Annotated in this window: 13 protein-coding genes; all 13 read right to left on the minus strand. The window is 72.9% G+C overall.

Translation table 11 applies throughout. From position 1 onward, the window contains the following. Window positions 1–74: 74 nt before the first annotated feature. On the minus strand, window positions 75–1136 hold the full coding sequence (locus ACR9ZK_RS11270; RefSeq protein WP_481342004.1) for a threonine aldolase family protein: 1062 nt from the start codon (window positions 1134–1136) through the stop codon (window positions 75–77). Window positions 1137–1239: 103 nt separating this feature from the next. Beyond that, window positions 1240–1959 (minus strand): SDR family oxidoreductase, encoded by a 720-nt coding sequence (locus ACR9ZK_RS11275; RefSeq protein WP_481342005.1) that lies wholly within the window; start codon window positions 1957–1959, stop codon window positions 1240–1242. Further along, window positions 1956–3404, minus strand: coding sequence for a DUF6421 family protein (locus tag ACR9ZK_RS11280; RefSeq protein WP_481342017.1), 1449 nt, complete (start codon window positions 3402–3404; stop codon window positions 1956–1958). The genes ACR9ZK_RS11275 and ACR9ZK_RS11280 overlap by 4 nt, the downstream gene beginning before the upstream one ends. A gap of 724 nt (window positions 3405–4128) precedes the next feature. Then, window positions 4129–4404, minus strand: coding sequence for a WXG100 family type VII secretion target (locus ACR9ZK_RS11285; RefSeq protein WP_481342006.1), 276 nt, complete (start codon window positions 4402–4404; stop codon window positions 4129–4131). Window positions 4405–4452: 48 nt separating this feature from the next. Beyond that, the gene (locus ACR9ZK_RS11290) at window positions 4453–4728 is read right to left on the minus strand and encodes a WXG100 family type VII secretion target (RefSeq protein ID WP_481342007.1); all 276 of its coding nucleotides are present in this window, start codon (window positions 4726–4728) and stop codon (window positions 4453–4455) included. Window positions 4729–5013: 285 nt separating this feature from the next. Further along, the gene (locus ACR9ZK_RS11295; RefSeq protein WP_481342008.1) at window positions 5014–9414 is read right to left on the minus strand and encodes an FtsK/SpoIIIE domain-containing protein; all 4401 of its coding nucleotides are present in this window, start codon (window positions 9412–9414) and stop codon (window positions 5014–5016) included. Continuing rightward, on the minus strand, window positions 9411–12224 hold the full coding sequence (locus ACR9ZK_RS11300; protein ID WP_481342009.1) for a transglutaminaseTgpA domain-containing protein: 2814 nt from the start codon (window positions 12222–12224) through the stop codon (window positions 9411–9413). Before ACR9ZK_RS11300 ends, ACR9ZK_RS11295 begins: the two co-directional genes overlap by 4 nt. Further along, the gene (locus ACR9ZK_RS11305; RefSeq protein WP_481342010.1) at window positions 12221–13594 is read right to left on the minus strand and encodes a DUF58 domain-containing protein; all 1374 of its coding nucleotides are present in this window, start codon (window positions 13592–13594) and stop codon (window positions 12221–12223) included. The genes ACR9ZK_RS11300 and ACR9ZK_RS11305 overlap by 4 nt, the downstream gene beginning before the upstream one ends. Before the next feature lie 46 nt (window positions 13595–13640). After that, window positions 13641–14612 (minus strand): AAA family ATPase, encoded by a 972-nt coding sequence (locus tag ACR9ZK_RS11310; protein WP_481342011.1) that lies wholly within the window; start codon window positions 14610–14612, stop codon window positions 13641–13643. Window positions 14613–14688: 76 nt separating this feature from the next. Beyond that, a complete protein-coding gene (locus tag ACR9ZK_RS11315; protein ID WP_481342012.1) occupies window positions 14689–21000 on the minus strand; it encodes an Ig-like domain-containing protein in 6312 nt (2103 codons plus the stop codon). Then, window positions 20997–21806 (minus strand): hypothetical protein, encoded by an 810-nt coding sequence (locus tag ACR9ZK_RS11320; RefSeq protein ID WP_481342013.1) that lies wholly within the window; start codon window positions 21804–21806, stop codon window positions 20997–20999. The genes ACR9ZK_RS11315 and ACR9ZK_RS11320 overlap by 4 nt, the downstream gene beginning before the upstream one ends. A gap of 235 nt (window positions 21807–22041) precedes the next feature. After that, entirely contained in the window at window positions 22042–23805 is a 1764-nt protein-coding gene (locus tag ACR9ZK_RS11325) for a serine/threonine-protein kinase (RefSeq protein WP_481342015.1), read from the minus strand. Beyond that, window positions 23805–24494, minus strand: coding sequence for an FHA domain-containing protein (locus ACR9ZK_RS11330; RefSeq protein ID WP_481342016.1), 690 nt, complete (start codon window positions 24492–24494; stop codon window positions 23805–23807). The genes ACR9ZK_RS11325 and ACR9ZK_RS11330 overlap by 1 nt, the downstream gene beginning before the upstream one ends. Window positions 24495–24613: the final 119 nt, after the last annotated feature.

Below are 24613 nucleotides of genomic sequence, written 5' to 3' on the forward strand. Positions count from 1 at the left end.
CCCAGATGTAGCTCCGTCTCGTGGGCTCGGAGATGTGTATAAGAGACAGCCCCGAGGGTGGCCGCCCGTCGTGCTCAGCCGCGCAGCAGGCGGGTCAGCTCGGTGACGAAGGCGTCGACGTCGGCCTCGGTCGTGTCCCACGAGCACATCCAGCGCACCTCACCGGTGGCCGCGTCCCAGTCGTAGAACCGGAACCTCTCGCGCAGCGCGTTCGCGACGTCCCGGTCGAGCACGGCGAAGACGGCGTTGGCCTGCACGGGACGCTGGATGGTCACGCCGGCAAGCGGCTCCACCCCGGCGGCCAGGCGCGCCGCCATCGCGTTGGCGTGAGCGGCCGACCGCAGCCACAGGTCGCCGTCGTAGAGAGCGAGCAGCTGGGCGGAGACGAACCGCATCTTGGAGGCGAGCTGCATCGACAGCTTGCGCACGTGCACGAGCCCGAGCGTCGGGTCGGCGGCGAGCTCGGGGTCCACGACGACGACGGCCTCGGCCGCCAGGGCGCCGTTCTTCGTGCCACCGAGGCTGACGACGTCGACGCCGGCCGCCCCGGTGAACTCCGAGATCGGCGTGCCGAGGGTGGCGGCGGCGTTGGAGATGCGGGCACCGTCGAGGTGGACCCGCATGCCGAGGGAGTGGGCGTGCTCGGTGATCGCGCGGACCTCCTCCGGGGTGTAGCACGTGCCGAGCTCGGTGGTCTGCGTGATCGACACGACGAGTGGCTGCGCGCGGTGCTCGTCGCCGAAGCCCCAGGCCTGCCGGTCGACGAGCTCGGGCGTCAGCTTGCCGTCGGGGGTCGGCACGGTGAGCAGCTTGATCCCGCCCATCCGTTCCGGCGCGCCGTTCTCGTCGGTGTTGACGTGTGCGGTCTCCGCGCACACCACGGCGCCCCAGCGCGGCAGCAGCGCCTGGAGCGCGACGACGTTGGCGCCGGTGCCGTTGAAGACCGGCCACGTCGTGGCCGCCGTGCCCACGTGGCCGGCGACGACCTCCTGGAGGCGCGCGGTGTACGCGTCCTCGCCGTAGGCGACCTCGTGGCCGCCGTTGGCGGCGGCGAGCGCGGCGAGCACCTCGGGGTGCAGTCCGGCGTAGTTGTCCGACGCGAAGCCGCGCGTCGCGGGGTCGTGCAGGGTGGTCACGCGCTCCCCTTGTCCTGTCGGTGGGCTCTGGTGGCTGGCGCGGCCGGCGGTCCCGGAGGGACTCTCCGCTCCGTCTGGCCCCGTGGGCCCGCTGCGTTCCGGCTCAGTCGCTTCCCTCGCCCGGCCACAGCTCGACGCGCGCACCGTTGAGGGACGCGGCGTCACCGTCGAGGAGGCCGGCGAGCCAGGTGGCGACCTCGTCGGGCCGGGTCGCGGTGCGGCCCTCGCCGATCCACTTCACCACACCGACCGTCGCGGCCGAACCCGGGGTCCGGTCGCCGTCGCCCGAGGACGCGAACGAGTCGGCGAGCGCGGCGAGCCAGGTCTCGGCGGCCGACTTGGCCGCGGCGTACGCGGCGTTGCCGGCGGTCGGCGTCGAGGCGGCCGCCGCGCTGACGATGGCGACGCGGCCACGTCCCGAGGCCACGAGGGGGTCGTGCAGCGCGAGCGTCGTGTGCCGGAGCGTGTCGACGAGGTTGCCCGACAGCCAGCGCCAGTCGTCGTCGGTCGACTCGGTGAACCGCGTGCCGCCGCGCCACCCGCCGACGAGGTGGAAGAGGGCGTCGACGCCACCGAACGTCTCGACGAGCTCCGCGGCGAGCGCGCCCACCGCCTCGCCGTCGAGCAGGTCGCAGACCCGCGTCACGAGGAGGTCCGAGCCGACGTCGTTGGCCAGGGCGGCGAGCGAGGCGTCGTCGCGACCGACCGCGACGACGCGCTCGCCCCGCTCGGCCAGCGCGACGCACGTCGCGCGGCCGGTCCCCCCGGTGGCTCCGGTGACGACGACGACGCGCTGGCCCTCGGGCCGGCCGTCCGTCGTCACGCGCTCGCCCCGGTGATGCCGGAGGTCGACTCGATGACACCCTTCATCTTCTTCGCGAGGGCTTCGTAGAACATCGACAGCGGGAACTCGTCGGGCAGGACGGCGTCGGTCAGCCCCTTGGGCGGGCCGTCGAGCGGCAGCGCCCCGAGGTCACCCCCGCGGTGACGGGCCCACGTGGACATCGGGTGCGGCGTCAGCACCGACGCGACGAGGTCGTAGGCGGCGAGCCAGTGGGCGACCTTGGGCCGGTCGATGGACGTCCAGTAGAGCTCCTCGACCGCCCGGCCGAGCTCGAGCACCGGCTCGGCGACGTTCTCCCACTCCACGGTGAGGCGGTTGTCGGTCCAGTGCAGGACGCCCTTCTGGTGCAGCCACGCGAAGAGCAGCTGACCGCCGAGGCCGTCGTAGTTGCGGGTGCGGTCGCCGGTGACGGCGAAGCGGAAGATCCGGTCGAAGAGCACCGCGTACTGCACGAGCCGCGCGTACGGGTGGCCCTGGGCCTCGAGCGCGACGGCCTCGCGGAAGGCCGTGAGGTCGCAGCGCAGCTCCTCGAGCGAGTAGAGGAAGTACGGCATCCGCTGCTTGACCATGAACGGGTCGAAGGGCAGGTCGCCGTGCATGTGGGTGCGGTCGTGGATGAGGTCCCACAGGACGAACGTGTGCTCGGCCAGCTGCTGGTCGGCGAGGAGGCGGGCAGCGTCCGGCGGCAGCGACAGGCGGGTCACCGACGCCGCCTCGGTGACGACGCGGCGGAAGCGGGCCGCCTCGCGGTCGGCGAAGATGCCGCCCCACGTGAACGTCGGGACCTCGCGCATGGCGACCGTCTCGGGGAACAGCACGGCCGAGTTCGTGTCGTAGCCGGCCGTGAAGTCGAGGAACCGGATCGGCAGGAAGAGCGGGTTGGAGTACTCGCCGCCCTCGAGCTGCGCGACGAAGTCGGGCCAGATGACCTCGAGCAGGACGGCCTCGACCTGCCGGTGCGGGTTGCCGTTCTGGGTGTACATCGGGAAGACGACGAGGTGCGGCAGGCCGTCCCGGCGGTCCTGCGCCGGCGCGAAGGCGACGAGCGAGTCGTAGAAGTCCGGCACCTCGAAGCCGCCGTCGGCCCAGCGGCCGAAGTCCTTGACGAGCGCCTCGAGGTAGTCGGCGTCGTGCGGCAGGTGCGGAGCCAGGCCCTGGACCCCGGCGACGATGCGGCCGACGTGCGCGGCGGCAGCGGCGTGGTCGGCGCTGTCGGGCACCGAGCCGTCGGAGGCCTGCAGCGCCCGCAGGTCGGTGACCGCGGCCTTGAGCCCGGCCCACGCGTCGGTCTCGACGAGCGCGTGCCTCGCGACCGCGGTGCGACGCTCGGGGCGGGGCGCGACGTGCGAGACGGCGTTGTGGACGAGGTCGGCGAGGCTGCGCTCCCCGACCTCACCGGCGGCGTCGACGGCGAGGACGACGATGCGACCGGTGCCGGTCGCCGGGGCCTCGAGGTCCGAGGGGGAAGCGACGGCGGCCACGGGGACCCCGCCGGCGACGAGGAGCGGGCGGGCCGGGGCGAGGACCTCGAGCGCCCCGGTGGCGGTCAGCGCCCCGAGGTCGACGCGGGCCAGCAGGTCCTCGCCGACCTCGGTGTCCCGTTCGATCCGGGTCGCGGAGCTCACCGGACCTGCCGGCACGGTGTCGCCGGCACCAACGCCGACGAACGGCGCCCCCGACCGTGCCTCCGACCGTGCCCCCGATGGGACCGACAGCGCACCGAGGACGACCACCCCACGACCCGAGGCCAGGGCCTCGCGCACGGACGCCTCACCGGCCCGGGCCGCGTCGACGACGAGGGCGTCGGCGGCCTCCGGTGCTGCGGGGACGCAGCCCCGGTGGGTCAGGGCCTCGGCGAGGCCGGGCCGGTCGGCGACGACGGCCACGGAGGGAAACAGGCTCACGGGGACCTCCTGTTCGGAGAAACTTCGGTGATCAGGCTTTCTGTACGAAGAATCTACGGGCAACCGGCGCGCGAACGCCAATTCGTGACGTCTCGTGGGCGGTTCTCCACCTCCTGCGCTCCCCATGGCGACCTCCCCGAGCTGGCGCGCCGCCGAGGACATGCCGAAGGGTGGCCGTTCCTCCCCTGGGGAACGACCACCCTTCGGCGGCTCGGGACCGGCGCCGAGAAGGCACCGGCTCGGCTCACTTGGCCGACGTGCTCTTCTGCGCCTCGGCGTTGGTCTTGCACTTCTTGCCCATGGCGTCGAGCTTGTCCCCGGCGGCCGAGACGACCTGGCGCTGCCCGTGCCAGTCGCTCTGGAAACGGTCGGCGTCCGAGCCGCCCCAGTTGCCCTTGATCTGCGAGACGGCGCTGTTGACGGCCTCGACGATGCCGTCGAGCTCGCCCTTGTAGCCGACGAGCTTGTCACCGGACGCGGACACCGCGTCGGCGTTCATGCCCTTCTTGTAAACAGCCATGTCAGTTCCCCTTCAGAAGTCTGCGTTGTGTGGACGAGTGGTGGGCGGTCAGTACTGCGAGGACGTCTCGCGCTGCTGCTGGACCTCGCGGTCGATCGTCGTCTTCATCTCCGTGAGCAGCTTCTGGGCCTTCTGCAGTTCGGGACGGTGCGTGCCGGTCCACTCCTGCTCGAACTGCTTGGAGTCGTCGCCCTGCCAGTTCTGCTTGAGGGACTCGACCTCCTGGTCGACCTTCGTGATGAGCTTCTGGATGGCCTCGGCCTGCTGCTGCAGCACGTTGCCCTGGGCGTTGACCTCATCGTCGTTCATTCCGAGCCAAGCCATGACCTTCTCCTTTGCCTGTGTTCCCCCGAGTCCTTCGGGAAGTCCGTTGCTGTCGGGCCCACCCCTGTCGGCCGGCCGCGTACCTCTCGTGACGTTCGCGGTGGTGCGGGGCCTTCCTCCCGCGTCGCACCGTTCGTCGACATGCATGAACCTAGGGCAGCACCCCCGCCCGGTCGATGGGGAGCACTCCCCACGACGCTGCCCGAGCGGACGCCGCCACCCCGAGCGTGGTCGCGGACCGGCGGGTTCGTCTGCGCGACAAGGGGATCGACGTCCATCTCTCCGTCACGGCAGCGCCACCTGAAGCAGCTCGAACCTGCCCTTCTCGACGATGAAGCCGCGGCCCTCGGGCAGCTCGGCCCGGTTGAGCGCGGGCAGGTTCGCCTTGAAGACCGACAGGCCCTCGTTGCCGTCGGGGTGCAGGGCGATGCCGGACCGGGACGTCTTGAGCAGCGCCTGGAGCCCGAAGTTGCTCGAGAAGAACGCCGCCTCGCCCTCGGCCACGACGAGCTGGTCGTTGTCGACGCACGCCTTGACGAGCGTCGTCAGCGCGTTCTCGGCCCCGGACGGCGCGAGGTCGTCGACCCGCTCGACGAACACCGCGACCGGACGCAGGATGCGCCCCTCCTCCACGTCCGCGGCCAGCCTCGACGCCAGGGTGGACGTCGCCTCGCCGCCGACCGCGGTCTCGGCCCAGATGCCGAGGTCGAGCAGCTCGGAGCCGCGCCGCGGTGTCATGAGGTAGAGCGCCGACTGCGAGCTGAACCGGTACAGGCCCGCGGCCGTGGCCGCCATCGCCGTCGTGCGGCCCGAGCCCGAGGGGCCGGTGATGACGAACGTGCCCTTGGGGTCGAAGCCGTGCGGCTCGAGCGAGGAGGACGCGACGCCCACGACGGGCCGGCCCCCGCGCTCGGGCGGCAGGTCACCGAGCGGGATGGCGTCGGCGAGCGACTCGATGGGCGGCGCCTGCGAGACGCCGGCCTTGTGCGTCGCGTCGGCGAACGCCTCGACCGCCGCGGCCTGGACCGTGACGTCCGATGAGCCGCCGAGCACCGCGACCTGCACCTCGGCGCCGTTCACGAGACCACGGCCCGGGGGCGAGGCCATCGTCAGGACGTCGCCCGGGACGCCGAAGACCGAGTAGTCCTCGGTGCTGCTCATGCGCAGGATGACCCGGCCCTGCACGGCCGCGGCGAGGTTGGTCGGCAGCCCGGTGCGCTGGTCCGAGGCGATGATGAAGTGCACGCCGACCGGTCGGCCGTCGGCGGCGAGGCCGGCGAGCAGGTCGAGCCACTGGAACCGGCCACCGACCTCGTAGGCCTGCCGGAAGGCCGTCATGCCGTCGATGAGGACGACGATGCGAGGCTCGTCGGTGCGGCCGGAGAGGCGCCGGTAGTCGGTGATCGTCGCGGCGCTCACGGCGGAGTACCGTCCGGCGCGCTCGTCGATGGTGGCCCGCAGCATCCGCAGCAGCCGGGTCACGCGCTCGTGGTCGCCGCCCGGGACGATGGAGCCGACGTGCGGCAGGGTCTCCAGCATCGCCAGACCGCGGTTGCCGAAGTCGAGTCCGTACACGTGGCAGGGTCCGCCGCGGACCGTGTAGCCGGCGGCAATGGCGATGGTCCGCAGGAACACCGACTTGCCCGAGCCGGACGTGCCGTAGACGGCGATGTTCCCCTCCTTGTCGGGACGGAACGCCACCTCGGGCTGGGCCTGGTTGTCCGGGTCGTCGGCGACGCCGAAGACGAGCTCGTCGTCGCGGCGCTGGGTCGGCAGCGTCGCGAGGTCGTAGACCGGACGCAGGTCGGGCAGCCACGGCTTGCGCGGCCGGGGCAGCTCGGCGCGTCGGGCGGCGCGGCCGAGGGTCGCGACGAGGCGCTGGATGTCGGTGGGCCCGAGGTCGGCGTTGTCGTCGCCGTCCTCGCGACGCGGCGGCTCCCACTCGGTGCCCGCGCCGAAGGTCAGCGTCTCGACCTTCATCTCCGGCGGCGGCGGCACGTCGGAGGTCCAGCCTCCCGCGTACCCGGTCTGGAAGGGCACGAGGCGCCCCGGACCGGTCTTGCTCACGGCGCGGCCGGGCAGCGCCGGGTCGAAGAAGGCCGCCTCCTTGCTGCCGAGGACGTCCTCGGAGTCGTTCTCGTCGGCCATCCGCAGCGCCATGCGCAGGTTGGTGTTGGCGCGCAGGTTGTCCTTGATGACGCCGGCGGGGCGCTGCGTGGCCAGGATGAGGTGCAGGCCGAGCGACCGGCCGCGCTGGGCGACGTTGACGACGCCGTCGACGAACTCCGGCACCTCCTGGACGAGGGCGGCGAACTCGTCGACGACGATGATGAGCGAGGGCGGCGCCTCGACCTCGCCGCGACGCTCGAGCTCGACGAGGTCCTTGGCCTTGAAGCGGGCCAGCAGGTGCTCGCGGTAGTGCAGCTCGGCGGCCAGCGAGGCGAGGGCCCGCCGGACCAGGTGGGGCGAGAGGTCGGTGACGAGGCCCACCGTGTGCGGCAGCTTGACGCAGTCGCGGAAGGCCGACCCGCCCTTGTAGTCGACGAGCAGGAACGTCACCCGCTGCGGGGAGTGCGCCGAGGCCATGCCGAGGATCCAGGCCTGCAGCAGCTCGGACTTGCCGGCACCCGTCGTACCGCCGACGAGGGCGTGCGGGCCGTCGGAGCGGATGTCGACCGAGAACGTGCCCTGGCTCGACTGCCCGACGACGGCGCGAAGGTTGCCGGGCTTGCGGGGCAGGACCGCCGGTGCGTAGGGGCCGGTGAGGATCGAGCGCGACTCGCCCCACTTCTCGATCACCGACTCCTCGGCCCGGGCCAGCTCGGTGCCGGCGAGGGTGAGCAGCGACACCGAGCGGGGCAGGTCGCTCGCGTCGTCGACCGGCACCCCGGCGTCGACGACGGGCGACAGGGCGCGGGCACAGGCCATCGCCTCGTCGTAGCCGATGCGGTCGACGGCGACGGGCTGGACCTCCTCGCCCTCGTGGACGTAGCCGGCGAGGGAGCGTTCGTCGCCCTCGACGACGAGGAAGGTGTGGCAGGCCGCCGGCAGCAGCTGCTGGGTCTCGGCCACCCACACGACGATGACGCCGTGCTGGTGCCCGCGCTCGGCGATCGCGACGAGGCGGCTGCGCTCGATGGGGGCGTCGCTCTCGACGAGGACGAGCACCGACGGCCGGCCGGCGCTTGCGGCCTCCTGCTCCTTCGGCGTGCCCTTCGCGGCGATGAGGTCCTCGAGCGCGTCGGCGAGCGCCGAGCAGGCCGGCGCGCTGCCGGCGAGGTGGGCGACCTCGACCGGGCTGTGCGGCGAGCTGGTGTGCGGCAGCCACTTGAGGAAGTCCCAGTCGCGGGCCGAGCTGCCCGAGGCGAACGAGCAGACGGCCAGCTCGGCCGGCGAGTGCAGGGCCACCGCCTGGACGACGAGCGAGCGAGCCGCACCGAGGGCGCTCTGCCGCGGACCGGCCACTCCGACGGCGCCGGTGCCGAGCGGGGTCGCGACGACGGGGACGTCGTGGACGACCTCGAGCCCGGACAGCTGCTCGGAGACCGCGAGCCACGCCTCGGCCTTGGACCGGCCGACGGCAGGCATCGTGATGGGGGAACGCGACGGACGCGTGCCGAGGCCGAGGCGCAGCTCACCGAAGCCCGGGGTGTCGCGGCGTCGCGTCCACAGCAGGGCGCTGCGGTCGCGGACCGCGACGAGGCAGTCGGTGCCGCTCGGCTGCTCGCCACGGCGGACGTGGCCCTCGCGCTCGAGGGAGGCCCTGATGCGTTCGGACAGCAGGCCGAGGTCCTCGGTGAAGTCACGCATCGCCTGCTCGAAGTCCTTGCGCTGCTGTCGCCGGCCCTCGTAGTACGTGCCGGCCATCATGAGCGGCATCATCAGCATGAAGACGATGGAGTACGGGCTCTTCGTCAGCGCGAACACGAAGATGCCCATGAGCAGCGGAACCAGCATCGCCACGAGGGGCATCGGGTTGCTCTTGCCGCGCTCGGGCAGGTCGGGGACCTGGAACTCCTGGCCCTCGAAGAGCGGGGCGACGCGCGGCGAGCGCGAGAACTGCACCGTGCCGGCGTCACCGGACAGCACGCCGCTGCCCGGACGCGCCACGGCGCCGTCGCCGGTCAGGTGCACCTCGAGCTCGGTGTCGCCGAGGCGGATGACGTCGCCGCTCTTGAGGTGCGCGCGGGTGACCTGCTGGCCGCCGGCCGTGATCCCGTTGGCCGAGCCGAGGTCGACGACCTCGACGACCTCCTGGACGACGAGCTTGGCGTGCTGCCGCGAGACCGACTCGTCGGTCAGGTGCACCTCGCAGCCGCGGCCGCGCCCGACGTAGGCGGTGCCGCGCGAGAGCGGGAACTCGCGACCGGCGTCGGGGCCCGAGCGGATGACGGCAACCGCGGCCGGGCGGCCACGGTCGACGAAGCCCTCACCGGCCCGCGTCACGGTGACGCGCATGCCGGACTGCAGGCCGCTCTCGGCGACCGTCGCGCGCGGGTCGAGGCCGCGCATCTCCTGGTCGACGAGGGCGAGGGTCATCGGCTCGTCGACCCCGAGGACGCTGCTCCGGTTCGGGTCGGCGGCCGCGAGGTAGCCGGCGAGGTCGCCGACGGTCGTGGCCGAGTCGGTCGTCGCGACGAGATCGGTCTCCCGGTCACCGGACCGGAGGACGAACTTCAGCTTCACGCGTCACCCTTCGTGCTCTCGTTGGTGCTCCTCCGGCGGGTGGCTCGGTCTCCGAGGCCGGCCCGTCCCGGGCGCCCGGGGTGCCCGGCCCGCCCACGCCCGCCGGGGTCACCGGTGTGCCCGGAGCGTCGGGCGGCTCCGAGGCCGCCACGTCGGCCGGCCCGGGTGCCCGGCGGGGCCGTGCCGACGCCGGCCCGCCCCGCCCGTCCCCGGCGCTGTGACGCCGCTGAGGACACCGAGGCCGACGCCGACCCCGGGCCCGAGCGCGACGTGCGGCGGACCGCAGGCGCCAGGCCCGAGCCGGTGGGCAGGTGGTGACGGAAGGTGCGCAGCGACACGTCGGCGCGCAGCCGCTGCCAGAACGACCGACCCGAACGCAGCCGCCTGCGGGCGGTGTCGACGTCGGCCCAGAAGGCCTCGACCTCCTCGTCGGTCGGCTCGTCGACGTCGAAGACGTGGCCGTCGGCGGCCGCGGCGACCGGGACGAGCTGCAGGCCGCTCGGGGTGGACCCGCCGCCACCGCTGACAGCCAGGGGCTCGGGATCGGGGCTCGGCGGCACCGGCCCACCCGCCCGAGGGGGGACGCCCATGAGCGCCCCGTCGACGACGACGCTCGGCCTCGGGGGTGGCGGTCCGTCGACGTGCAGCTCGAGTGCCCGGGCTTGCTCGATGCGGGTTCCCTTGGCGGGCAGGGGCATTCGTAGGTCGCGGGCCGTGTCGATGATCTCGCGCCAGCCACCGGTGACCCTGGTGGCCGGGGCGCCCGTCGTGCGCCGACGCCGGCGGCGCAGCCACTTGGCGCCCCGGATCGCGCCGTACACGGCGAGGAGGACGAGGAGGGGCAACACGACGTAGAAGACGAGCCAGCGCAGCCAGTCCGGCCAGTTGTCGGGGTCGAGGGGGTTGTCGTCCTTCGGCGGGTTGCGCAGCTGGGTCGCGTTCTGCGCCTGGTCCGGGCCCTGCAGGACGCTCGGCGGGTTGTTGGCCGCGGGCGGCGGCACCTGCGCGCCGGTCTTCTTCTCCTCGGACTTGCGGATCAGCTGCTGCGGCTTCTTGTTGCGGTCGGGCACGAACTGGGTGGCCAGGATCGGCAGCCACGTGTCGTCGGTGAGCTTGACCTCGACCCAGGCGCGGACGTCCTTGCCCTTGACGACGCCGCCCGGTTCGGGGACGGCGCCCAGGACGACGCGCGCCGGCACGCCGAGCCGGTTCGCGATGAGGGCGTACGCGGCCGCGTACTGCTCGTCGTTGCCGGCCAGCTGCGTCGACCGCATGAACTGGCTCATCCGCAGCAGGCTGTGGCCCGGCAGGAAGACGTTCTGGTAGTCGCCCGGGGCCCCGCCGTCGGTGTAGGCGCCGTCCTGGAGGGCCTTGGCGACCGCCGCGACCTTCTGCCACTGACCGTCGACCCGGTCGGTCCACGGCGTCACCTTGTCGTCGAGGAACGACAGCGACGACGCGTCGACCGTCGACCCGTCGGCGACGTCCGCGCTCTTCGGCAGCTGGGCCGGCGGCGCCTGGACGTGGGCGGTGACCGTGTACTCGTCGCCGGGGGCCAGCTTCTCGGGCAGGACGCCGGTGTTGGTGTCGACGTTGAAGCGCAGTTCGTCGGCGAGCCGGTCGCGGCGGGCGCCGCCGAAGTCGAGACCGGTCACCGTGCCGAACGTCGGCAGCCAGACGTCGCTGTAGCCGCCCGCCGGCACGGCCACCGTGGCCGTGACCTCCTGGCCCGGGCCCTCGGCGGCGATGTGCGTACCGACCTTGCGGAAGCTCGTGCCGTCGGCCTCGGGGCCGTCGCCGAGGTTGGCGAGGTTGCCCGCGCCCCAGACGAACCCGTCGTAGGAGTCGAGCGCGGCAAAGCGCAGCGGGACGCCGGCCGGCAGGCCCCGGACGGTGAGCAGCGTCGTGTCGAACTGGTGGGAGGCGTTGGGCTCGGTGTACTGGCGGAAGCCGGCGAGCGGCGACGCGTACTGGCTGACGTCGAACGGCGGCACGAGGGAGGAGCGGAAGACGGTGCGGGGGTGGTCGGCGCCGGGCAGCATCGGCCCGACGAAGAACCCGCCGACCGTCGCCACCGCGAGCAGGCCCGCGGTGGTGACGGCACGCGTCGTGCGCCCGGCACCGTTCTGCAGGGCCGGGCGGTTGCGGTTGCTGCGCAGCGCCGTCCAGCCGATGGCGACGAGCGCGAACACGGCGCCCTGCACGAGCACCGCGGCCGGCGTCAGGGTGCCGAGGACGATGGAGGCGACGAGGAGGGCCACGGGCGCGACGAGCGCGAGGACCGCGCCGGGCCAGCGGCGGGCGACACCGTGGGTCAGGGCGGCGCCGGCGAGGCCGAAGAGGAACGGCAGCGCCAGGTACGGGCCCTCGGAGTCGACCGGCGGCAGCGCCGTCAGCAGCTCCTTCCAGCCGGGCACGGCCATGTGCACGAGGGTCCCGAACGTCGCGCCCGAGGGGATGAACCCCGCGAGGAGGTCCTCGCGCACGGCGATCGGCCCGGCAAGGAGGAGGTAGACGGCGGCGGTGCTCAGCAGGGTCACGACGCCGACGGCGCGGAAGGCTGCGGTCACGTGGGCGACGAGCAGGCCGAGGACCAGGCCCGCGAGCCCGACCCAGAGCCAGCCGAGGCCGAAGAAGGTCGTGCGGAAGCCGACGAGTGCGATGCCGACGAGGACCACGGTGAACCCGGCGTCGACGAGGTGCGGCACCGTCGGACGCAGCCGGGCCAGCTGTGCGCCCACCTTCTCGCCGACGCTCGGTGGGCGCACGAGGGCGCTCGGCGGCGGGGCGGGGATTCGGGTCTGGCTCATCGGGCGACTCCGGTGAACAGGAGGGAGCGGAGGTCCTCGAGCGCGCTCAGCGTCAGGATCGTCAGCCCGCCGCCGCGGCGGATGCCGTGGTCGGCCTCCGGGTCGACGACGACGATGACGCGGGTCACCTCCGGCGGGAACTGCCCGGCCGCGCGCTGCAGCTCGATGAACGGGCGGTGCGGGCCGGTGACGACGAAGACCGTCGACGTGTCGGGGGCGAGGTCGGTGGCGTCGAGCGACACGGAGAACAGGTCGATGGGGCCGGGCTCCACCCGCGACAGGGCGTCGAGACCGACCTGCGGGACCGACCTGGAGACCTTCTCGTCACCGCACACCATGGTGCAGTCCTGCTCGTCGAGCATGACCCGCACCATGATCGAGGCGCCGACCGAGATCGCCGTCTCGACGTCGGCCTGGATCGCGGTCGGCGCGTTGGCAGCCATGACGTCCCGCTCGACGTCGCGGTCGGTCCGACCGGTGCGGCCGTGTCCGGACCGGTACTGCTCGGGGTCCGGGTCGACGACGATCGTCACGTGCGAGCGCCGGGTGTCGAGGAACTGGCGCACGAGCAGCCTGCCGGCCTTGGCCGAGCTGCGCCAGTGGATGTAGCGGCGGTCGTCGCCGGGCTGGTACTCGCGCAGCGCGTGGAAGGCGAGGTCGCTCATCGAGACGTCCTCGGTCGTGCTGCCCTCGAGGTCGCGCAGCAGGCCGGCGCCGAGCGACTCGAGGGCGACGGTCCGCGGGTGCACGAACAGCTCGGTGCGCTCGGTCCACCTCAGGGTCCGACGCATGAGCCCGAGCGGGTCGCCCTGGACCGTCGTGGCCGGCCCGACCTGGATGACCCCACGGCGGGAGGTCGGCACGACGAAGAGCTCCTCGTGCGCGTGGCCCGGCGTCAGGGCCGGCAGGACGAAGCGCGCGGCCGACAGGCCGACCGGCAGCTCGACGAGGATCGGCAGCATCGGCGTGCGCGCCTCGTTCGTCACGAGGATGCGGCCGGTGGCCGGCTCGCCGACGACGACGCGTCGGGGGTCGACCTCCGCGAGGATGCGCACCTTCGTGCGCCCGAGGGCCAGGACGAAGCAGACGGCGAAGAGCACGAGCGCGGCGGCGGCCACCATGAGCAGCTCGGTCCAGCCCCACCGGGCCCCGACGAACCAGCAGGCGAGCCCGAGCACGAGGATCGTCCACCCGAGCGGCGACACCCAGTGCAGCACGCCGGCGACCGGCCGCCACACGCCCTCGGTGCGCCGCGCGACGCGTCCGGTGGCGTGCCCGAGCGTCTGCGCGAGCGGCTGCGTGACGTGACGGATCCCGCGGCTCGTCGTGCCGCGCGCCGGAGCCCTGCGCCCCTTGACCTGTTCGGTCATTCCTACCCCTTGTCCCGGACCGTGCCTGCCGTGGTGCGAACCGCGTTCAGGCGGAGGCGCGCTCGGCCGGCGGCGCGATGTCGCCGAGGATCTGGTCGACGACGCTCTCGACGGTCGTGCCGGCGAACTGCGCCTCCGCGTTGAGCAGGAGTCGGTGCGAGAGGACCGGCTCGGCGAGCACCTTGACGTCGTCCGGGACGACGTAGGTGCGACCCTGGCTCGCCGCCCACGTCTTGGCGCACCGCACGTAGGCGAGGCAGCCGCGCACCGACAGGCCGAGCTTGAGGCTCGGGTGGCGACGCGACTCCTCGGCGATGCGGCTGACGTAGCCGAGGATCGCCGGGTCGACGTGGATCTCGTCGGCGAGCCGCGCCATGTCGACGATGACGTTGCTCGCGATGAGCGGCTGCAGCTGCTTGGCACGGTCGCGCGTCTTGGCGTCGGCGAGCACGGCGATCGTCGCCTCGTGGTCGGGGTAGCCGACGCTCGCCTTCATGAGGAAGCGGTCGAGCTGCGCCTCGGGCAGGCGGTAGGTGCCGGCCTGCTCGATGGGGTTCTGGGTCGCGATGACCATGAACGGCTCGCCGACCGAGTGCGGCGTGCCGTCGATGGTGACGCGCCCCTCCTCCATGACCTCGAGGAGCGCGGACTGGGTCTTCGGCGAGGCGCGGTTGATCTCGTCGGCCAGGACGATCGTCGCGAAGATCGGGCCCGGGTGGAACTCGAAGGCCTGCTTGCTCGGCTCGTAGATCGTCACGCCCGTGACGTCGGAGGGCAGCAGGTCGGGCGTGAACTGGATGCGGCTGTGGCTGCCCTGGACGGTGGCCGACAATGCCCGCGCCAGCTGGGTCTTGCCCGTGCCCGGGTAGTCCTCGAGGAGCAGGTGGCCCTCGGACAGCAGGCACGTCAGCGCCAGGCGCGTCACGTGCTGCTTGCCGAGCACGGCCCGCTCGATGTTGCCGACGAGCTGGTCGAAGGTGTGGGCGAACCAGGTGACCTGGTCCTGTGTGACGCTCATGGGTGTCCTTCTCGTGAAAGTGGTGTCGTGCGAAGGGTGGTCGTCGGGCGGTGGGGCCGCCGCGGGATGCGCGGCCTCAGCCCCACGGGTTCTTGGTCGCCGAGTCCCGGCCGTTGGACCCGGTGCAGGTCACCGTGACCGACTGGTTCGGATAGCCGAGGAACTTGCCGGAGTTGTTGCGGCCGTTCGTCGGTTCGTGCGTGCCGGCTGTGCCGTCGTCGGGCTGGGACCACCCGCTGATCGCACAGCTGATCGCGCCCTCGAAGTTCTTCAGCTCGTAGCCGATGTGGTTGCAGTTCGTGCCGCACTCCTTGCCCTGGAACGGGTCGAAGCAGCCGGTCGTGCCGCACGCCGTGCCCTTGTAGACGCTGACCACCTGCGGGTTCGGCTTGGCGTTCGTCGTGCCGGTGACGAACGCGGTCCACGGGCCGGGCCCGGAGTCCTGGGCGATGGCCCGCACCCGGATGGTGCGCGACGTCGAGTAGCCCAGGCCGCTGAAGGTCGTCGAGTGCGTCCCCGCGCCGACCGTCGTGTTGCGGTCGCCGTCGATCTCGTAGCCGGTGACCGGGCGGCCCTCGCTCGGCGCGGTGCCCCACGTGAACGTGATGCTGTTGTTGTCGTGCGACTCCCGCAGGCCCGGCACGCCGTTGGTCGGACCGTACGGGTGGAACGTCACGCTGTTCGACCAGGGCGAGCACATCCCGGCCACGTTGCAGGCCTGGACCTGCATCGACTGCTGGCTGGTCCCGAGGCTGCCTGCCGTGCCGCCAGAGCAGCCGCCGGAACACGCCCACGAACCGCTGCGGCCCGACGACGTCTGCCAGTTGACCTTGTCGTAGCCGCGCGAGCGCGAGTCACCGAGGGTGAACGACGCGTCGCCGGAGTAGTCCTTGCGCGGCGTGACGACGGACTGCAGGTTCGGCGTCTCGGGGATGCCGTCGGCGGTGTAGCCGGAGAAGTTGGCCTTGTCGGACGTCGCCGGGCCGCCGTTCGTCGCGGTCACGGTGTATTCGACCCTCTGCCCCTGGTAGGGGATCGTGTCGCTGGCCGTGCGGGACTCGCCGCCCGAGCGCGTCGCGATGAGGTTCCACGCGCCGCCCTCGGTGCGCCGGTACACGTCGTACTGCGTGATCGGCGGGCCGTTCGGGTCGGTGGCCGGCCACGAGACCGTCACCTGGGCGTTCGGCTCGCCGGGCACCGGGGCCCGGGGGCTCAGCGTCGGGGCCGGCACGTTGGCCGGCTTACCGAACGACTGCGCCTTGACGGTCGGGCCGAACGGACCCCAACCCGCTCCGTTGCGGGCCTGGACGCGGATGTTGTACGCGTCGTTGTTGACCAGTCCGCTGAGCACCTTGGTCAGGGCGGGCGCCTTGACCGACACGGTGCCGCCCGACCCGGCGTTCGTGCCGATGTCGACGTACTGGACGCGGTAGTCGGTGACCTCGCTGCCCTCGTTCGGCGGCGGCGTCCAGCTGACGGTGAGCTTGCGGTCGCCCGGGACGACGGTGCTGATGACCGTCGCCTTGGGCTTGGTGTCGGGCCGGACGGTGTTGCTCCGCGGGCTCTCGTCCGACCAGCCGACCGCGTTCTGGGAGCGGACGGTGAACGAGTAGTCCTTGCCGTTGGTCAGCCCGGTGATGGTGCACGGCGAGCTGGCGCAGACCTGCCGCACCTCGCCGCCGTTGGCGATGACCTCGTACTGCGAGATCGGCAGGCCGCCGTCGTAGGCCGGCGGGCGCCAGTCGACGCGGGCCGTGCTGCCGAGGATGCGGTCGGCGACGGCCACCGGCGCGTCCGTCGGGTCGGGCTTGCTGCGCACCGTGACGGTCACCTGCCCGAGCGCGGCCGGACGACCCGGCGCGTCGAGGACGCGCACGGCGATCTTCGTGTCGCCCCGGGCCTTGTCGGACGCCGACACCGTCAGCTGGCACCCGCTCGCCGATGCCGTGACGCCGGTGCCCGACACGACCGAGGTCTCCTGCACCGAGCACTGCGGTGCCGTGAGCGGGCTGTCGAGGTACTGGGCGAGGTTGACCGTGCGGCTCGTTCCGGCGATGAGACCCTCGACGAGCACCGGGCGCATCGTCGCGATCGGGGGCGCGCTCGTGACCCGGACCCGGATCTTGAAGGTCTCGGCGCCACCCTTGGCCTTGACCGCGACGGCCCCGGTCGTGCCGGCCTGCGCGGCCGCCTGCGCCTTGAGGACGACCTGGCGACCGCCCTGGCCGGACTGCGACAGGTCGACGCGGTCGGCGGCGGGATCCCACGTCGCCTCGTAGGCCGCCGCGCTGGCGTCCATGCCGTCGGGCAGCCAGGCGTGGCACAGGCGCGGGATGTCGAAGCTGCGCGCCGGGCCGTCAGCCGCGAGGAGCACCTCGTGGTCGGGGCAGCGCAGGACCGGCACGTCGGGGCCGATCTGGACCGGCACCGTGACGTAGGTCCGCTGGGCGGCCTTGTCGTTCGGGCCGGTCGCGTTGGTCACCTCGAGCATGAGCGCTGCCGGACCGACGTAGCCGTTCGTCGAGGTCAGGGTCAGCTCGGTGGCCGACGTGACGGTGAACTGGAGGTTCTCGGCGGGCGAGGTCGACACGGTGTCGGGCGAGGTGACCGAGACCTTGCCGCCGCGCGGGTCGAGGACGTAGTCGCCGAGGGGCACCCGGACCGTGGAGTCGGCGCCCATCTTCACGGTCTTGCCCGCGACGACGTAGGGCAGGCCGTTGCCGCCGGCGGGGACGTAGATGAGGGCCATCGCCTGGGCGCCGTCGGCGTCCTCGATGACGTAGGGGACGACGCGAGCCTGCGGGCGCAGCTGGATGCGCAGCTTGCGACCCTCCCGGGTCACGCCGTCGCCGTAGAACTTCACGATCTTCAGCTGCGACTGCTCGCCGTCGAGGTCGCGGTCGTTGGCGAGCGCGTCGACGACGATCGAGGTCTCGCCCGGCTTGGCCGTGCCGGTGTCGTCGACGGCGGTGGGCGGGTTGTTGAAGTCCTTCTGCCCGCGGACCGTCAGGGTCGACTTCGACGGGTCGAAGAGACCGTCGGTGATGCCGTACGTCAGCACCTTGGCGGGCCCGACCTCCGGCGCCACGACCTTGAACGTGTCGTCCTTCTGGCGCGAGAAGTCCTTGAGCGTGCCGGCGTCGTTGAGCGTCGACAGGTCGACGAACGACACGGAGTCGCCGGCGGCGATGAGGTCGTTGGCCAGCACGTCGGCGCGCACGGTGCGGCCCGGCGCGGCCACGACGTCGTCCTCGACGGCGACCGGCGGCTGCGGGTCGCCGGGCTGGACGACCCCGACGCGCACGAAGCCGTCGCTCGTCGCCCCGAAGCGGTCGCGCAGCTGGTAGCGGATGACCTCCGTACCGGCACTGCGGGGGTAGGCCTCGTAGCGGATCGTCGCCGCGCCGTAGCCGACGACGCGCCCGTATTCGAGGTCGACGGGACCGGTGTCGTCGCCGACGATGCCGCTGACGAACGTCAGGTCACCGTCCGGGTCCACGCCGCTCGTCGGCACGGTGATCGACAGGGTGTCGCCGGCGGTGACGCTCGCGGTGAAGCTGCGCGCCTGCGGCGGCTGGTTCGGGTTCTTCACGGGGTCCGGGGGCGGGGTGACCGTGACGGTGATCCGGCCGGTGCCGCCGCGCGAACGCTGGCCCTCGGGGTAGGTCGTGTACTCGAGGATCGCGGTCCTCGGGCCGGTCATCGGCGTGACCTCGGGGACGTACCGGACGACGGTTCCCGACGCGAACGCCTGGCCACCGCCGGAGAGCACCCGCACCTCCGGGGCGAGCTTGAGCGGGATGCCTTCGCTCATCGAGTCGTTGTCGAGCGCCGGGATCGTCACGGCGTCGCCGACGCGGACGGTCGCGACGTCGTCGACGACGGTCGGCAGCACCTTGTCCTTGGGCTCGGGCTTCTGCACGACAGACAGCTCACCGACGGCGGTCTTCGTGCCGTCGGAGATCGTGTACCGCACGGTCCCCTGGCGGGTCTCGGTGCCGGTGACCGGCGCCGTCGCGACGACGCGCACCCAGCGGCCCTGCACGATCGACGGGCGCAGCCACGCCTGCGCCGACTCGACGCGCTGCACGACGAGGACGTCGCTGCGCGGGCTGTAGTCGTTGGACAGGACGTCGGCGATGACCGGCGTCTGGCCGCGCACGACCGCGGCGTCGGGCGTCGCGACCGGCGGCGCGTCGGTGTCCTTGTCGGGCAGGATGTCGACCCGGATGCGGCCCGTGGCCACGCCGGCGCCGACCTGCGCGGTGTAGGTGACGACCGACGTGCCCGGCGTCTGTCCGGTGACCGTGACGACGCCGGTGTCGAGGTTGGAGTCGAGCGTCAGCTGGCCCGGGCCGCGGACCGCCTGGGCCAGGCGCATCCGCGCCTCCGGGTCGGTCGGGTCGGCGCCGGCGATGTCGTTGCCGAGCGGCTGGAGCTGGACCGGCTTGCCGACGACGGCGCGCACGACGTCGGGCTGCGTGCGGGGGCGGACCGGCTTCTCGTCGTCCTCGCTCAGCACGTCGAGGTCGACGGAGGACTCGGCGGTACCGCCGCGGCCGTCGTCGACGACGTACTTGACGACCTGGTCGCCCTTCTGGCCCTGCGCCTTGACCGTCAGCGCGCCGGAGCCGTCGACGCCGGTGGTCGAGACGTCGACGGGCGAGACCTGGATGGGGTCGTTCTCGGCGTCGCGCCAGTCGGCCACCACGCCGATGCGCACCGAGCCGTTCGCGACCACCGGGTAGGACGACCGGGCGAGCCGGGCCTGCCCCGAACGCAGCCTGGGCGCGGTGTCGACGTCGTCGGTGACGATGCGGACGGTGACCTTCGCGGTGGCCCGGCCGTTCTTGGCCGTCGTGCCGTTGTTGACCGTGTAGGAGAAGGTGAAGCCCTCGACGCGCGGCTCGTCCGGCACCGTCACCTGGACGGTCTGCCCGTCCGCCGACGGCGTCGCCTGGATGCCCGGGGCGTCGGGCTGGGTGACGTCGCCCGGCGAGATGGCCAGGATCGACCCCTGGCTGTCGGAGTCGTTGTCGAGGACGTGGAGCGTGGACGTCCGGCCGGGCCGCACCTGCATGACGTCGGGCTGGGCCTTCGGGGGCGTCCGCGTCTGGTGGTCGTCGAGGAGGTTCTCGTCCTTCTTCTTGTTCTTGTCGTCGGTCTGCGGCGGCGGGATGACCGAGTTCCAGTTGTCGATCTTGACGCGGTCGCGGTCGATGTCCCAGACGTCGCCGGAGTCGAGGTCGTTGAGGACGACAAGGCCCCGGTTGACGCGCAGCTTGACGCCGTCCGTGCGCACGCCCTTCTTCATGGCTCCGAGATCGACGGTGCCGGCGTCGGCAGGCGAGCCGCAATTGCGGCCGTAGTACACGTTCGACGGGCCGGCCCACGCGGCGTGGACGCACGAGGCGAGCCGGACCGGCTGGGACAGGTAGAGGTGCTGACCGGTCCGGCCCTGCGCGAGGGCGACACCGCCCGCCTGCCCGCCGTCGCCGGTGAGGTCGACCTGGGTCATGCCGGCCTCGTCCTGCACGAGGACGGTCGACGCGTCCGGGCCCGGCTGCTGGAGCGCGGCGTACGCGGGGTTGCCCGGCTCGGCGCTGCCGACCGACAGCTGCTGGGGCTCGTCGAGCGCGTCGGAGTAGAGCTTGTTCGTGCCGGAGTCCCACACCACCCAGTGCGACCCGACCGCGGTGACCTGGGCGGACTTCGAGGAGAAGCCGAGCCGGGTCGTCACCGGCTTGTCGAACGCCGCACCCTTCGGCCGCAGGACGGTGATGGAGCCCTTCTCGGCCGACAGGGCGTAGACGGTGCCGTCGACGCCGACCGCGACGGCGGCGTTGCCGCCGACCTTGGCCAGCGGCTTGGCCTGGGTCTGCAGCCCGTCGAGGCCGGTGATGCCGGCCCGGTCGTCGACCCGCTGGGCGCGCAGCTCGCCCGTGCCGGGGTCGATCATCGCGACGCTGCCACCGCGCAGGTCGATGGGCGGGGCGGTGAAGACGCGGTTGCCGGTGGCGGTGCTCGGCTTGGGCAGCAGGACGGCCTGCTCGGCCTGGAGGGTGCCCTCGGCCGGGTTGATCGGCACCACCTGGTTGCTGGCCCTCGTGTAGCCGATGACCGCGGCGCCGTCCTGGAACAGGTCGAGGCCCGAGCTCGACCCCACGTCGGCGTACACGCCGGCGTCGAGCTGGCCGGCCGCCTTGTTGATGCGCCCGAAGCGCGACTGCTCGGAGTTGGTGACCCAGACGCCGCCGTCGTTGAGATCGGCCTTGCGGACGATCTCGCCGTCGCTCTTGGTCGCGAGCCAGACGAGCAGGCTCGCGACGAGGGCGACGACGACGGTCGAGACGATGCCGATCCGTCGCTGGGTGGCGGCGGTGCTCATGCGTTCCCCTGTTCGGCCACGGCCCGGGGGGCGGCGGCCTGCTGTTGTGCGTGCGGTGTGGAAGGCGTGCCGGCCGCGGCGTCGGCCGCGGCGAGGTGCTCGAGGAGGGCGAGGTCCTCCTCGACGACGATCTTGGTCGAGAGCGCGTGCTCGACGAGTCGGGCCTTGCGGTTGGTCGCGAGCTTGCCGATGCCGCCGTGCAGGCCCCGGGTGCCGGCGTCGGCGAGCTTCTGGCAGACGTTGTCGAGCTTGCGGTTGAACCGGGTGATGGTCCAGCCGAGCCGCTCGGCGGCGGCGGCCGACGACGGGATCTGGCTGGTGCCGGCCTCACGGCGTCGCAGGAACGGCTCGCACAGCGCGACGACGAGCAGCTTCTGGTCCGGCGTCAGCGACACGCGGCCCACCGTGGCGGCACCGACCTCCTCGCCGTCCTCGTCGGCGGCGCTCGGCGGCTCGGCCGTCACCGTCTTGAAGGCCGGGCTCGCGACGTGGATCTCGAAGTCGTAGGTGGTCGGGCCGGCGGTGAACCACACGACGAGCTTCTTCATCGCGAGCGGGATGCGGGCACCGGGGTTGAGGAAGGCCTGGAAGAGTCCCTGCTCGTCGGCGACGGTCGCGGTGAGCGTCGACCCGGTGTTGCTCAGCCACCAGAACCCGGCCTCGTGCGACACGACGAGGAAGGTGCGGTGCAGGTACGGGTTGTCGTCGACCTCGACGTCGCCGGTGCGACCGATGGTCAGCCCGGTCTCCGGTGACACGGCGTACTCCTCGCCGCAGAACACGACGGTCACCTTGCTGTGGATCACGATCAGGTCCCCTAACCCGGTCGACTCGCACACGACGGAGTCGTGCGCTCGCGGCTAACGAGGTCCAACTGTGCCGCGTTACGGACGTGTGTGGTGGTTTGGTGCTGTCTGGGTGAAGGTTTCCGCGTCGAGGCCCTCGTGTCGATCCGCGCCGGTACTCATGGCCGGCACGGGAACGGCCCTCCGCCGGGTGCGTCGTGCCTCAGCGCGCCCTCACCGCGACCTCAGTGCGGCCTCACTGCGCGGTCTCGCACTGCGGGCCGCCGGGCGGCGAACCCTGGCCGGCACGGATGACGACGACGCCGGCACACACCTTGGTCCCCTTCGGGACGCTGAACGTGTACGTCGGCTTCGTCGCGGTGACGACCTTGGACCTGTCGGCGCTGACGGCGTCGTCGCGCGAGGCCGCGTACTGGATCCGGAAGGTGTCCTTGCCGTCCGGCTCGGGATACGTCCACCGGAAGGTGACCTTCCCGGGACCGGACTGCGCCGACAGGACCGGCCGGTCGAAGACCGGGTTGCCGACGGCGCTGTCGTCGCCGGGCATCGAGACCGTCTGGTTCGGCGTCGGCCCGACCTCCCCGGGTGGAGCGGACCCGCCGCGCACGACGAGGAACACGACCAGGCCCACGAGCACGACGACGCCGGCGGCCAGCACCCGGACGACGCCGGCCCGGGCCGGCGGCGACGTCGCGGACGACCCCGGCCGCGCGGGGGGCGGCTGCGGGTCGGCCGAGCTCGCGGCCCGGCGGACGGTGGCCTCGTCCGCCCCGTCGCCCAGAGGGGACGTCGCGGGTGAGGCGACGACGTCGGTGGCCGATGCAGCGCGGACCGGCGCGTACGGGCCGTGCGCTGGTGCCCCGCCGGGGACGGCTGCGGGAGAAGGACGCCCGTGGCCGGGATCGCGTCGACGTGTCTCGTCCTCGGCCGGCGCCCCCACGGGCCGCGGGCCGCCGGGGGCGACGGGCGTCGCGGGAGTCGCGGGAGCGGTGGGTCCGGCCGGCTGGGCGACCACCGTCTGCGGCGCCTTGATGCGCGTGCGGTCCTCGTCCTCGGCACCGCGACCCGTGGGGGACCCCTGGGTCTGGCTGACGAGGGTCGTGTGCCCCTGCTCGTCGAGGACGACGATGGGGGTGCGGGCCAGCCGCTGCTGCTGCTCGACGGCCTGCAGCGCCCGCGCCAGCTCGAGCGCCGACGCCGGCCGGTGCGACGGGTTCTTGGCCATCGCCTGCGCGAGGAGCCGCTCGAGCCCGGCCGGCACGTCCGGGCGGCCCGTCGGTGGCACGGGCGTGGTGCGGATGCGCGGCATGAGGGCGTACGCCGAGTTGTCGCCGCCGGGCACCTCGAACGGTGACCGGCCGACGAGGAGCTGCCAGAGCGTCGCGGCGAGCGAGTAGACGTCGGAGCGGACGTCGCCGTTGCTCTGGCCGTAGAGGACCTCGGGCGGCGCCCACGGCACGGAGACCCCGACGTCGTCGCTGGTCTCGGCCTCGGCGGCCTCGCCGTCGCGGGCACCACGGCCGGCGATGCCGAAGTCGGTCAGGCCGGGGGCGCCGTACGCGCTGACGAGGACGTTGGCCGGCTTGATGTCGCGGTGCGTGATGGCGGCCCGGTGGGCGGTCTCGACGGCACTGGCGATCTGGATGCCGGTGCGCAGGACCTCCTCGACGGAGAACCGCTCGGCCCGCGCCCGCATCGCCAGGTTGGGCGGCGGGTAGTACTTCATGACGAGGTACGGACGGCCGTCGTCGGAGGTGCCCGAACGGAACACCTGGACGATGTAGGGGTGGTCGCCGAGGGCCGCCATCGTGTCGGCCTCCTCGACGAACTGGCGGCGCAGCGCGTCGGTGAGGCCCTCGGACTTGAGCACCTTGACCGCGACGGGCATGCGCGGGCTCTGCTGCTCGTAGAGGAAGACGTCGGCGTAGCCGCCGGAGCCGAGGGGCTGGACGAAGACGAGCCCCGGGATCTTCGGGGGCGCTCCCTTGCGCGCTGCCATCAGAGCGCGGCCTCGAAGGTGAAGGAGACCTCGTCGGCCATCGACACGACCGAGCCGGGCTCGAGGACCTGCTGGTCGTTGGCGCGCAAGCGGACCGGCGCCTCACCGGGCAGCGCGAGCGTCGTGCCGTTCGTCGTGCCGAGGTCACGGACGAGGACGTGCCAGCCCTCGAGGACGACCTCGACGTGGTTGCGCGAGACGTCGCGCTCGGGGCTCGGCACCTTGACGACGTGCGGCCGGTCGGTGGCGGCGACGCCCTCGCCGAGCTTGGGCGAACGGCCGAGCAGGACGCTGCGGTCGAGGGTCACGACGTCTCCGGTGGACAGGCGCAGGACGCCGAGCGGCGGCCGCGGCATCGTGAACGGCTCCTGCGGCGGGATGGACGCCCCACAGACGCGGCACGCGTCGCCGTGCGGCGGCGTCGGGTGGCCCGACGCGCAGAGCACGGCCAGGACGCTGGGGCCGGTCGGGTTGGCCAGCTGGGCTGCGTGCCGGGCCTCGAGGAGCGCGCTGCGGTCGACGGTCTGCTCGGCCTCGTCCGCGTCGTCGAGCTCCTCGGTGGCGGCGGCGAGGCGCGGGGTGTGGTGCTGCTCGTACTTCGGGGTGTCGTGCGGCACGGCGTGGCCCGGGTCGGCGGTCGGGATCGGCTGGGTCGGCGGGACGGCCGGCGCCGGGTGCTCGTGCGTCACGGGTGCCACTGGTGCAGCGGCTGCGGGCGGTGTCGGGGCTGTCTCTTATACACATCTCCGAGCCCACGAGACGGAGCTACATCTAGGGTGCTGCTTTCTGCCTGGCCACGGGGGAGTGG

The organism is Monashia sp. HAY1-5C (assembly GCF_056755255.1).